The following is a 12,619-nucleotide window of genomic DNA, read 5'->3' on the forward strand; positions in this document are numbered from 1 at the left end:
TAAACCCTGCGCCGCGGAGCTTATTCCCCAACGCGTTCTTGAATCGCCGACGGATTGTACGTGATGAACATGGCATCGCCGTAGCTAAAAAAGCGATATTTTTGTTCTACCGCAGACTTATAAGCGTTCATGGTGTTCCGATAACCGGCAAAAGCGGACACCAGCATGATCAGCGTCGACTCCGGCAGATGGAAGTTGGTCACCAGCGCATCAATCACTTTGTATTGATAACCTGGGTAAATGAAGATTTGCGTATCCCCGAAGAACGGCTCAATCAGGTCGGTTTTCGCCGCCTGGGCCGCGCTTTCCAGCGAGCGGACGGAGGTGGTGCCCACCGCAACCACTTTGCTTCCACGGGCTTTTGCCGCCAACACCGCATCAACCACATCCTGCGGCACTTCAGCATATTCGGAGTGCATGATGTGATCTTCGATAGTATCAACACGCACCGGCTGGAAAGTGCCCGCGCCCACGTGCAGCGTCACGAACGCCATTTCAATGCCCTTTTCACGCAACTTCGCCAGCAGCGGTTCGTCAAAATGCAGACCTGCCGTCGGGGCGGCGACCGCTCCCGGCTTCTGGCTGTAAACGGTCTGATACAACTCGCGGTCGGCGTCTTCATCCGGACGGTCAATGTAGGGCGGCAGGGGCATGTGTCCGATGGCGTTCAGAATATCCAGCACCGGACGCGCGTCGTTAAACTGCACTTCAAACAGCGCATCGTGGCGCGCCACCATCGTGGCATTGATGCTTTCATCGTCGCCGAGCAACAGCTCCGCGCCCGGCTTCGGCGCTTTAGACGCGCGAATATGTGCCAGAATACGTTTATCATCGAGCATACGCTCAACCAGCACTTCAATCTTGCCGCCGCTGGCTTTGCGACCAAACAGGCGCGCCGGGATCACGCGGGTATTGTTAAAGACCAGCAGATCGCCAGGGTTGAGCTTGTCGAGCAGATCGGTGAAAGTACCGTGCGTCAGCGCACCCGTTGGCCCATCCAGTGACAGTAAGCGGCAACCACTGCGCTCCGGCTGTGGATAGTGGGCAATCAGGGATTCAGGCAGTTCAAAAGAAAAATCGGCGACGCGCATGACGGTAACTCGAGACATAATAAAGAGGCGGGTAGTCTAGTGGCAGGCCGCTTTGGCTGCAACCGGTAAGCCTTAATTACGGATAAAGCAAATCATGAATTTTCTCGCTCACCTGCACCTCGCACACCTCGCCAACAGCTCGCTGTCCGGCAATTTGCTGGCCGATTTTGTGCGCGGTAACCCGGAAGACGATTATGCCCCAGAGGTTGTCAGCGGGATCCACATGCATCGCCGGGTCGATGTGCTGACCGATAACCTGCCGGAAGTTAAGCTGGCAAAGGGGTGGTTTCGCCCGGAAACGCGCCGCGTCGCGCCGATCACTCTCGACGTGATGTGGGATCATTTTCTCTCCCGGCATTGGGAAAAGCTGTCTCCCGAGATGTCCCTGCCGGAATTCGTGCGTTACGCGCAGGCTCAGGTGACGGTGATTTTGCCCGACTCGCCGCCGCGCTTCGTCAATCTCAATGACTATTTGTGGTCTGAGCGCTGGCTCGAACGCTACCGCGAGATGGATTTCATTCAGAACGTATTAAACGGCATGGCCAACCGCCGCCCGCGCCTCGACGCGCTGCGAGACTCCTGGCAGGATCTCGATACACATTATGAAAAACTGGAAAACTCGTTCTGGGCCTTCTACCCGCGTATGATGGCTCAGGCGAAGGCCCGGGAGCTGTAAAACTTGCGCTTTATCACAAATTGATTATGCTGAAACCGTTGGAACATAATAATTGATAGGTAAAACCTGTCTCAGCGATTGTCAGCTTCTCATTGAGTCACCTGCTTCCTCTCCCTATACTGGCCCGCGTTGCGTTCCATTAACCTTATATAATTAGAGGAGAACCTCATGGTTCTGGTAACTCGTCCTGCTCCTGATTTTACCGCTGCTGCTGTCCTGGGTAACGGCGAAATCGTTGATAACTTCAACTTCAAACAGCACACCAACGGCAAACCAACCGTTCTTTTCTTCTGGCCGATGGACTTCACCTTCGTATGCCCGTCTGAACTGATCGCATTCGACAAGCGTTACGAAGAATTCCAGAAACGTGGCGTTGAAGTGGTTGGCGTTTCTTTCGACTCTGAGTTTGTTCATAACGCATGGCGTAACACCCCTGTCGACAAAGGCGGCATCGGTGAAGTGAAATACGCGATGGTTGCGGACATCAAACGTGAGATCCAACAGGCTTACGGCATCGAACATCCAGACGCTGGTGTGGCTCTGCGTGGTTCGTTCCTGATCGACGCTAACGGCATCGTTCGTCACCAGGTCGTTAACGATCTGCCGCTGGGTCGTAACATCGACGAAATGCTGCGCATGGTTGACGCGCTGCAGTTCCACGAAGAGCACGGCGAAGTGTGCCCAGCTCAGTGGGAAAAAGGGAAAGAAGGCATGAACGCATCTCCTGCGGGCGTGGCTAAATACCTGACCGAAAACGTCACCAAGCTGTAATCAGCAGACGTTAGTTTGAGAAAAGGCTCGCATCGCGAGCCTTTTTTGTTTTTCTCTCGCGCTTAAAACGCAAAACACGAACAGCCCAGCACGCCCCAAAACGCCTGGTCGTCTGAAACCGGAATGGTCGATTTGCGCGCAACATCATGCTGATGACCGTGTACCCCGCAGCTGCCACCGCACTGATGCATCTGCACCACAGCGCCAACTTTTGCCGCCACCGGTGGAGCAGAACGGTAATGCCCCGGCACGTTAACCACTGGCGACCAGTCCGGTACAATCGGGATCGTCGGCGGTGCCAGCGGACTGAAATGCCCGGCGGCGTACACTACTTTGCCGTCAACGATCGTCAGCACCGATTCAATGCCTTTGATCTCCTCTTCCGGTACGCGGAAATAATCTTTTGATAGCACCGCAATATCCGCCAATTGTCCCGCCTCGATGCGCCCTTTTTTACCCTGTTCACTGGAGAACCACGCGCTGCCCGCCGTCCACAACTCCAGCGCCACGTCGCGCGGCAGACGATTATCGTCGTCATACATTGCCATGCCGCCCACGGTGCGCCCGGATACCAGCCAGTACAGCGCGGTCCATGGGTTATAACTTGCCACGCGTGTGGCATCGGTTCCCAAGCCTACCGGCACTTCCATCTCGAGCATTTTTGCCACCGGCGGGGTGTGTTTCACCGCATCTTTGCCATAGCGATCAACAAAATATTCCCCCTGAAACGCCATTCGGTGCTGCACTGCGATCCCGCCGCCCAGCGCTTTCACTCTTTCGATATTACGCTCAGTGATGGTTTCCGCATGATCGAAGAACCAGTGCAGGCCATTGAACGGGATCTCGCGGTTCACCTTCTCGAACACGTCGAGCATCCGACTGATGGACTCGTCATAGGTGGCATGCAGGCGGAACGGCCAGCGGTGTTCCGCCAGATGGCGTACCACCCGCTCAAGCTCATCCTCCATTCCCTGCGGCAAGTCCGGACGTGGCTGGAGGAAATCTTCGAAATCCGCCGCCGAAAACACCAGCATTTCCCCGGCACCGTTGGCGCGATAAAAATCGGTACCCTGCCCCGGCTTGAGCATGTCGGTCCAGCGTTCGAAGTCGTCGAGTTCCTGTTTCGGTCGCTGGGTAAACAGGTTATAAGCAATGCGTACCGTCATTTGGCCTTTGGCGTGCAGCTCATCAATCACCTGATAATCTTCCGGGTAGTTCTGGAAACCGCCCCCGGCATCAATGGCGCTGGTCAGGCCAAGTCGGTTCAACTCTCGCATAAACTGACGGGTCGAATTGATCTGCATCTCCAGCGGCAGCTTTGGCCCCTTCGCCAGCGTCGAATAGAGGATCATCGCGTTCGGTTTGGCCACCAGCATCCCGGTCGGATTGCCGTTTTTATCACGCACAATTTCGCCTCCGGCCGGATCGGGTGTCTCTTTGGTGTACCCCACCGCCTTTAGCGCCGCGCGGTTTAACAGGGCGCGATCGTACAGATGCAGCACAAATACCGGCGTGTCCGGCGCGGCATCGTTCAGCTCTTCAAGGGTCGGCATTCGCCGTTCGGCAAACTGAAACTCACTCCAGCCGCCAACGACGCGAACCCACTGCGGGGACGGTGTCCTGTCGGCCTGATCCTTCAGCATTCGCAGCGCATCAGCAACCGAAGGTACACCTTCCCAGCGCAGTTCCAGGTTGTAGTTCAGACCGCCACGAATCAAGTGCAGGTGCGAATCGTTTAGGCCCGGGATCGCCGTATGCCCTTTGAGATCGACGATCTGCGTTCCGTCAGTGGCATAACGCATGATCTGCTCATGGCTGCCGGTGGCGAGGATCTTACCCTCGGCGATCGCCACCGCTTCCGCCAGGGGAGTGTGTCGGTCAAGGGTATGAATATCTCCGTGGGTCAGGATCAGTGTGGCATGTTGAGACATAGAGAACTCCTCAAACTGGCTCAGGCTTTTTTAAGCCAGCCAGCGAAAATTCGGGTAACGATGGGCATCCAGAACCAGACGACCAACGCCACTACGCAGGCATCGTTGATCAGATGCAGTATCAAAGAACCTTTCAGAGTCGGCAGCAGCGCTCCCGTGATGTGAGGCACCAGGTTAGTACTCGGGAATATCACCAGCAGGGTTATCAGAAACTGCTTCCAGCGCTTGGGTTGACGTAGATGGGGTGCAGGCGGCGTAAACCAAAACGCGGCCTCGGTACGCACTTCAGTACGATCGCCCTCAGCCAGCAGCGGCGTAATCTCATCCACTAACCGCTGGCGGGTTTCCGACTGGGTCCAACCGTAAAGATGTTCGAGGGTGTCAAAGCGGATGACGATATTCCACATTCCTTGCCCGTCGACGGGGCGAATCACATTCGCCCCGAGATGGCCCGGATACTCCGCGGCCACTGGCATTATTTTGCCGAGCCACGCTTCATAGGCCGCGCCGTTTTCAGGCCGCAGTGCATGGGTGATAACCAACGTCACATGTTTTTGTTGGGTCATGGTGAAAAGGTTCCTGCTAGTGCAAACAGGCGGGCGAACGCCCGCCGCCAGCGTTACGCTTTACGTTCAGGCGCACCGTGTACCAAGGTGTAGGCGTAATCGACCCCCATGCCATACGCGCCGCTGTGTTCGCGTACCAGGTCCATCACCGCGTCGTAGGTGCCTTTGCGCGACCAGTCGCGCTGGTACTCAAGCAATACCTGCTGCCAGGTGACCGGCACTGCGCCTGCCTGCACCATTCGGTCGATCGCACGTTCGTGGGCATCGACTGAGGTCCCGCCTGATGTGTCGGTCACCACATAGACCTCAAAGCCTTCATCCAGCGCCATTAACGCGGGGAACGTCAGACAGACTTCAGTCCACAGTGCAGAAATGATGAGTTTTTTACGCCCGGTAGCTTTCACCGCCTTCACGAAGGCTTCATCTTCCCAGGAGTTCATTGAGGTGCGTTCAATCGGTTTGACATCCGGATGCACCGCCAGCAGTTCGGGCCAGATATATCCGCTAAAACTTTTAGTTTCTACCGAGGTATAAATCACCGGTACATTAAATATTTTCCCGGCTTTGGCGAGTGCCACGGTATTATTTTTCAGCGTCTGGCGGTCAATATTCGCCACGCCGAAAGACATTTGCGGCTGATGATCGATAAAAATAAGCGTAGAATTTTGAGGGTCAATCAGTTCACGAATAGACATGAATACACCTTACAATCAATGTGTTAAAGGGATATTTCTTTGCGTGCTATATGCGATCGGGCCCGAATTGATAAAGCAAATTGAGTATAGCGAGGATTGACGACAGGGATATTAAAGATATTTGTTCGCTCTATTGAAATTAACCGAACGACACGGTTTTTATTTTGCGGCAGGCGTTAACGGCCCGCCGCAAACCAGAATTAATTGCCGAACCACACGCTGGCAGAAATGGCAGGCAGCGTCAGCACATCATCCTGCAACGTGCCTTTACCTTCTTTGAGCTGCCACTCTTTGACCGCCAACAGCGGAGACGCATCGAGCACCACTTCGCACGCGTCGCCCCGATTTATAGCCACCAGCACCCGCTGCTGTTTCAGCACCCGGACAAACACTACCACGTTATCTTCGGCATAAATCACCTGACAGCCGCCGTGGCGCAAGGCCTGCGTCCGGTGGCGCAGTTTGGTCATCCGCTGATACAGCGCCAGCAAATCCAGATCCTGCTGCGCTTTGTTCCACGGGAACGGTTTCCGGCAGAACGGATCGTTATTGCCGTCCAGCCCCACTTCATCACCGTAATAAATGCACGGCACGCCGGGCCAGGTAAACAGCCAGACGACCGCCAGCGGCAACCGTGCCACGTCTTTGCCCAGCAGCGATTTAAAGCGAGCGGTATCGTGACTGTCGAGCTGATTGAACATCCGCAGCTGCTGCTGATGTGACAGGCTGGCGCGGTAGTTATCCATCCACGCCATACAGGTCCGGGCGTCGATCATCTGTGGATCGTAAGAAATATCGGTGTTGGCGAGGAAGCCCCACAGTGGGAAGGTGAAACCACGATAGTTCATCGCCGCGTCTTCCGCATCGGCCTGTAGCCACTGGCGCGCATCCCCGAAATGCTCACCAAGAATATAAGCTTCCGGCTGCGTCTCTTTTGCCGCTTTGGTTATGCCGGTAATGTGCTGCAGATTATTGCGTGCCCCGCCGGCTTCCCCCAGCATATGCACCACGTCGAGCCGCCAGCCATCCATGTCCCATGGCGCTTTCAGCCAGTGGCGCACAATGCTGTCTTCGCCGCGATATACTTCATTCATCAACGTTTCCGAGCTGAAATCCAGCTTCGGCAGGCTGGCATAGCCGAGCCAGTCCAGCGCCTGCCCTTCTTCGGAGAAACTGTACCAGTCCCGCCAGTGTGAGGACGGATTGTGACACGCGCCATCGGTGCCGCGATTGTGTCGATCGAACCAGGCGTGCGAATCACCGCTGTGGTTGAACACCCCGTCGAGCACCAGCCGCATGCCCTCCCGACGCGTATTGTGGCGTAGGCGCAGCAAGGCCTGATCGCCGCCAAACTGCGGATCGACGTGACGATAATCTTCTGTGTCGTATTTATGCACGCTCGGGGCGACAAACACCGGGTTGAGATACAGCGCGGTCACGCCGAGCGTTTTCAGGTACGGCAGCTTTTCACTGATCCCATCGAGGTCACCGCCGTAGAATGTCGATCCGCCCGCTTCGGCGGTAAGTGGTTCATCCCAGTCACGCAGCACAATGTCGCGCCCGGCGGCGTGGTGATAATAGACATTATCCTGCTCGGCGCTACGCGGTTCGGTACGGGCAAAGCGGTCGGGGAAAATCTGGTAAAACACCTGATCGGCAACCCACTGCGGGCCGTCATCGGGCACGTCAACCGCAAACTGCTCCAGACGCGCGGGGGGAAAACGGCTAAATCCCTGCGGCGTAAACCAGCTCTGGCGGTTTTCCCATAGCAGTTTGAAGCTATAACGGCGGCGTGACTGACCGCTGCTTAAATCGATTTCCGCTCGCCAGGCGGTGATGCCCGGGGACGGTTCGCTGCGCAGACGATGCATCGGCAGCGTAATTTCCTCATTATCTTCTTCCGCCCGCAGCGTTACCCGCAGCGGCGGCGTTTCACCGCTCAGCCACAGCGTAATCGCCAGTTGGTCCTGCTGCTGTTTCAGGAACGGTGCAACAGGAAGATGCCATGCCTTCAACATCGTCATTCCCCTTTGTTCAAAATGCGGTCACCATGCCACAGTCAGGCTGCGTTCGACTCATCATTATGACGTTAATTCGGGGAGGATGTCGGGGGATGAGCACTCCAGATTGACACAAATTTACGATACACTGTTGTTACTCAGTTGTTATATCCGTTGCGACAGAAGAGACGCGCAGTGCCTAATTTCGATTTACAGGATCTCTACGCCTTTACCGCGTTATGCGAACACGGCAGCTTTCGCTTCGCGGCGGAGGCGATTTGCATTTCGCAGTCGGCGCTCAGTCGCCGAATTGAAAAACTGGAGTCGGCGCTGGGCGTGCGCCTGTTCGACCGCACCACCCGCAGCGTGACGCTGACCCAGGTAGGCCGGACGTTTGCCCCTAGAGCCCAGCAGCTACTGAACGATTTTGACGATGCGCTAAGCGGGATCAGTGACCAGATGTTTTATGGCAGCGGCATTGTGACCGTGGCCTGCATCCCTTCTGCCGCCTATTACTTTATGCCCAAAGTGATCGCCCAGTTCCGCCGTCGGTTTGCCAAAGCACGCATCAAACTGGTGGATACCAGCGCCGGGAACGTCTATTCCGCTGTGCATAACCGACAAGCCGATTTTGGCCTCAGCTTTCTCTCCAGCGCCGAATCTGACCTGACGTTTATGCCGCTAGTGGACGAGACCTATCAACTGGTCTGTCACCAGGACCACCCTTTCGCGCAGCTTCCCTCGCTGAGCTGGCAGGACTTTTTTAACGCCGATTATATCTGGCTCAATAAATCTTCTGGCAACCGGCATTTGCTCGATCAGGCCCTGGTCGATATCCCCGTACGACGCCCGGCGGTGTGTGAAACGCGTCACGTGACCACTATGATTGGAATGGTTGAAGCTGGGCTGGGGGTTGCCGCCGTGCCATCCATGGCGTTCCCTGAAGGCGGGCATGCTTCGCTGGTGCTCAAGCCGTTGACCGACCCGGTTATTAAACGTCAGGTCGGATTGATCAAAAAAGCGGGTGTTAGCCTCTCGCCGCTGGCAAGCGAGCTGGAGACGATCATTACCGGGCTGTTTCTGCCGTAGCGGTTAAGGTATCCAGACCGGTCTCACGGATCGTGGCCTGCACCTGCGGCGAGGCCAGATAGCTCAATAGCCGTCGGGCGTCAGCCTGATGCGCAGACCCCGCCACGGCAGCCCCGGCAAAACGGGTGACATACTGCACAGATTCAGGAATGCGCCCCACAAACTCAGCGCCGTTGACCGGGAGCAGTTCACTCACCTGCTGAAACCCCACGGCAAAATCACCTTTCGCTACCACCGAGGCGACGGGAATTTTTTCGATCATTTTGGCCTTCTGCTGTACCGAATCGGCAATGCCTAACTGACTAAATAGTTTCGTCTGCACGTAGCGCCCGCTGGCGCTGTCGGAATAAGCGATCGACCTGGCGTGGAGCAATGTGGCTTTCAGGGCCTCGACGGTGCTGATATCCGGTTTCTCCGCGCCTTCGCGGACCACCATTCCAATCCGCGAATCCGCTAATTCCGTCCGGCTTTCCGGCGCAATTTTTCCTGCCTGCTGGAGCTTATCCAGCGCATAGCCCACCATGATTACCGCATCCGCCGCCTGTCCCTCCGCCAGTCGGCGAGGAATCGCCTCCCGGGAATTCCCCATCGACGGGCCATGAATGATGCGTACCGTATCGCCGGTTGCGGCCTCGTACTGCGGGGCAAGTTTATCCAGCGCAGCCGAAAAACCGCCGGAAATCATTACCGTTATCTCAGTAGCATTGACCGTCAGGCTGGCGTTTCCCGCCAGCGCCACCGCGACCCATAGCGTCAGTCGATTCATTATGCTGTGCCTTAATTGAATGAGTTATGGGTGTTCCAGCTATGGCTGGACGCACGGTGATAGAGATACAGCGTGGCAAGCAGGGCGCAGATTGCCGCGAAGCTCATCCAGTAACCGGGGGCCGCTTTATCGCCGGTAAACTGTATCAGGGCGGTGGAGATCGCTGGCGTGAAGCCGCCAAAGAGGGCGGTCGCCAGGCTGTATGCCAGGGAAAAACCTGCCACTCGCACTTCGGCTGGCATAATTTCAGTCAGCGCCGGGATCATCGCCCCGTTATACAAGCCATAGATAAACGACAGCCACAGCAGAACCGCCAGCATCATGCCGAAGCTCGGCGCATGGGCGAGCACGGTAAGCGCGGGCCAACTGGTGACAATTGCCAGCAGCGTCATCGCCACCAGCACCGGTTTGCGGCCAAAGCGGTCTGAGATAGCACCGCCAATCGGCAACCAAATGAAGTTTGAAATGGCGACCAGCAGGGTGACCAGCAGGCTGTCAGAGGCGCTTAACAGCAGCACTTTTTTGCCAAAGGTTGGCGCGTAAACGGTTATCAGATAGAACGCCGTGGTGGTCATTGCCACCATGAGCATACCGGCCACCACCACGCGCCAGTTGGCCCACAGGCTTTTCAGCGCCTGGTTCAGCGGCAGATGCTCCTTGCGGGTCGCAAAGGCTTCCGTTTCCGTTAACTGACGACGCAGGACAAAAATAAATGGCACGATCAGGCAGCCAACCACGAACGGGATCCGCCATCCCCAGGCCTGTAGCGCCTCGGTCCCCATAAATTCGTTGAGTAAATAACCCAGCGATGCCGCAACCACAATCGACACTTGCTGGCTGCCGGACTGCCAACTGGTGTAGAACCCTTTGCGGCCCGGGGTAGCAATTTCCGCCAGATACACCGATACCCCACCCAGTTCCGCCCCGGCGGAGAAGCCCTGCAACAGCCGTCCGCACAGCACCAGGAACGGTGCCCACAGGCCAATCGTTTCATAGCCCGGGATTAGCACAATCATAAAAGTGCCCGCCGCCATAATCGACAGCGTCACAATCAGTCCGCGACGACGCCCGACTTTATCGATCCACGCCCCCAGCACCACCGCACCAATTGGACGCATTAAAAATCCCGCGCCGAATACCGCAAACGTCAGCATCAGCGAGGCAAACTCGCTCTCCGCCGGAAAAAAGGTGTGGGCGATGTAGGTGGCATAAAAACCGAACAGGAAGAAATCGAACTGCTCGAGGAAGTTTCCCGAGGTGACGCGCAAAATCGCCAGGGCCTTCGCACGGAACAGTGAGTTATCAGCAGTTACAGGCATCTCGCCCTCCGTAATCAATAAAAAATTAACATATTTAACTTTTAATCAACCATGAGAGTGCGCTATCTCTTGCTCGCGCATAAGTGCATTTCCCGCATCTATTCATGTGCAGGACGCATCAATAGCGGTCAAAAAAGCGCTTAAGCGAGGAATGACTGTGCGAATGAGTGAAAAACAACCGATCGGGGCGGATCGCTATTTGTGATTGAACACACGTTTCAGGAGGGAGAGGTGAGGCGGTAAACATCCCGCCGGCGACAGAATGCCGCCGGGAGGGAGGATGACTAAGCGAAGGCCCGCCGACGGTCGCGACGCACTTTAAACTGCCAGCCAATCAGCAGCAGTACAATCCACGCGAAACCGACGTACAGCGAAATACGGGTGTCCGGATGCCAGCCAATCAGCACGATGATAAACACCAGGAACAGCAGGCCGACGATAGTGGTGAATACCCCGCCAGGCACTTTGAACTTCAGATCTTTCACCTCTTCCGGCGACAGACGGCGACGGAACGCAATCTGCGACAGGAGGATCATGATCCACACCCAAACGGTGGCAAAGGTCGCCAGCGAAGCGATCACCAGGAACACATTCTCCGGCATGATGTAGTTCAGGTACACCGCCAGCAGCAGCGCCACGGTCATCACCGCCACGGTCACCCACGGCACGCCGCGACGTGAGGTTTTGGCGAACACCTTCGGCGCACTGCCCTGCTCCGCCATGCCGTGCAGCATACGCCCTACGCCAAACACGTCGGAGTTAATCGCCGACAGTGAGGCGGTCAGTACCACGAAGTTGAGGATACTGGCGGCAAAGGTAATGCCCATATGCTGGAAGGTCATCACGAACGGGCTGCCGTTGGTGCCGACCTGATTCCACGGATAAATAGACATGATCACGAACAGCGTCCCGACGTAGAACACCAGGATACGCATTGGCACCGAGTTAATCGCGCGCGGGATCGACTTCTGCGGATCTTTCGCTTCACCGGCGGTGATGCCGATGATCTCAATCCCGCCATAGGCAAACATCACCATTTGCAGCGACATCACCATCCCGAGCCAGCCGTTGCTGAAGAAGCCGCCGTGACTCCACAAATTATGGATGCCGGTCGGCTGTCCGCCGTTGCCAATCCCCCAGATGATGATGCCGAAACCGGCGACGATCATCACGATGATGGTGGCGACTTTGAAAAATGAGAACCAAAATTCCAGTTCGCCGAACACCTTAACGCTCATCAGGTTGATGGAGCAGATGAGCAGCACCACGCTCAGCACCCAAATCCAGTGCGGCACCGCCGGGAACCAGACGCCCATGTAGATGCCGAACGCGGTCACGTCAGCGATGGCCACGATCAGGATTTCGAAACAGTAGGTCCAACCGGTGATATACCCCGCCAGCGGGCCTAAGTTGTCCTGCGCATAGCGCGAGAACGAGCTGGCAGACGGGTTATGCACTGACATTTCGCCGAGCGCACGCATGATGATATAAGCGGCAACGCCACCAATGAGGTACGCCAGCAGCACGCTGGGACCGGCCATTTTAATGGCGTCTGCCGAGCCATAAAAAAGACCGGTACCAATTGCCGATCCGAGCGCCATAAAGCGAATGTGACGGGCGGTAAGCCCACGCTTTAGCTTGTTGTTGGTTTCCATAAATTCCACTGCCTGTACAAAAAACAAAACCACGGAGCCGATGGCCCCGTGGTTAATTTC

Annotated in this window: 11 protein-coding genes; 3 read left to right on the forward strand and 8 right to left on the reverse strand. The window is 56.2% G+C overall.

What is annotated here, in order from left to right; translation table 11 throughout:
- Window positions 1-20: 20 nt before the first annotated feature.
- Window positions 21-1,091: a tRNA preQ1(34) S-adenosylmethionine ribosyltransferase-isomerase QueA gene (gene queA, locus SIK69_RS03675; RefSeq protein WP_319626971.1), complete on the reverse strand. Its 1,071-nt coding sequence runs from the start codon at window positions 1,089-1,091 to the stop codon at window positions 21-23.
- Between the two features lie 94 nt (window positions 1,092-1,185).
- Between queA and acpH the strand changes: the two genes are divergently transcribed.
- Together acpH and SIK69_RS03685 are read left to right on the forward strand one after the other, a co-directional pair.
- The gene (gene acpH / locus SIK69_RS03680; protein WP_319785427.1) at window positions 1,186-1,767 is read left to right on the forward strand and encodes an ACP phosphodiesterase; all 582 of its coding nucleotides are present in this window, start codon (window positions 1,186-1,188) and stop codon (window positions 1,765-1,767) included.
- Between the two features lie 168 nt (window positions 1,768-1,935).
- Window positions 1,936-2,538 carry a peroxiredoxin C gene (locus tag SIK69_RS03685; protein WP_319626676.1) on the forward strand — a complete coding sequence of 201 codons (603 nt, stop codon included), beginning with the start codon at window positions 1,936-1,938 and terminating at the stop codon, window positions 2,536-2,538.
- Window positions 2,539-2,600: 62 nt separating this feature from the next.
- Here SIK69_RS03685 and SIK69_RS03690 read toward each other — a convergent pair whose 3' ends face one another.
- From SIK69_RS03690 to malZ, 4 genes are all read right to left on the reverse strand, one after another.
- Window positions 2,601-4,469, reverse strand: coding sequence for an amidohydrolase (locus SIK69_RS03690; RefSeq protein WP_319785428.1), 1,869 nt, complete (start codon window positions 4,467-4,469; stop codon window positions 2,601-2,603).
- 20 nt (window positions 4,470-4,489) lie between these two features.
- Window positions 4,490-5,035 carry an antibiotic biosynthesis monooxygenase gene (locus tag SIK69_RS03695; protein ID WP_319626674.1) on the reverse strand — a complete coding sequence of 182 codons (546 nt, stop codon included), beginning with the start codon at window positions 5,033-5,035 and terminating at the stop codon, window positions 4,490-4,492.
- A gap of 53 nt (window positions 5,036-5,088) precedes the next feature.
- The gene (locus SIK69_RS03700) at window positions 5,089-5,730 is read right to left on the reverse strand and encodes a hydrolase (RefSeq protein WP_319626673.1); all 642 of its coding nucleotides are present in this window, start codon (window positions 5,728-5,730) and stop codon (window positions 5,089-5,091) included.
- Window positions 5,731-5,930: 200 nt separating this feature from the next.
- Window positions 5,931-7,748 (reverse strand): maltodextrin glucosidase, encoded by a 1,818-nt coding sequence (gene malZ / locus SIK69_RS03705; RefSeq protein WP_319785429.1) that lies wholly within the window; start codon window positions 7,746-7,748, stop codon window positions 5,931-5,933.
- Window positions 7,749-7,925: 177 nt separating this feature from the next.
- Here malZ and SIK69_RS03710 point away from each other — a divergent pair, with 177 nt between their 5' ends.
- A complete protein-coding gene (locus SIK69_RS03710; protein ID WP_319785430.1) occupies window positions 7,926-8,819 on the forward strand; it encodes a LysR family transcriptional regulator in 894 nt (297 codons plus the stop codon).
- Here SIK69_RS03710 and SIK69_RS03715 read toward each other — a convergent pair.
- The 3 genes from SIK69_RS03715 to proY all read right to left on the reverse strand — a co-directional run bounded on the left by SIK69_RS03715 (window position 8,797) and on the right by proY (window position 12,559).
- Window positions 8,797-9,585: a substrate-binding domain-containing protein gene (locus tag SIK69_RS03715; protein WP_319785431.1), complete on the reverse strand. Its 789-nt coding sequence runs from the start codon at window positions 9,583-9,585 to the stop codon at window positions 8,797-8,799. The two genes, SIK69_RS03710 and SIK69_RS03715, sit on opposite strands and share 23 nt — an antisense overlap.
- A gap of 11 nt (window positions 9,586-9,596) precedes the next feature.
- Complete coding sequence (locus SIK69_RS03720) at window positions 9,597-10,904, reverse strand: MFS transporter (RefSeq protein WP_319785432.1); 1,308 nt, start codon at window positions 10,902-10,904, stop codon at window positions 9,597-9,599.
- A gap of 284 nt (window positions 10,905-11,188) precedes the next feature.
- Entirely contained in the window at window positions 11,189-12,559 is a 1,371-nt protein-coding gene (proY, locus tag SIK69_RS03725; protein WP_319626668.1) for a proline-specific permease ProY, read from the reverse strand.
- Window positions 12,560-12,619 lie beyond the last annotated feature (60 nt).

It is taken from the genome of Scandinavium lactucae (assembly GCF_033843265.1).
In the GTDB taxonomy this organism is placed as follows: Bacteria; Pseudomonadota; Gammaproteobacteria; order Enterobacterales; family Enterobacteriaceae; genus Scandinavium; species Scandinavium lactucae.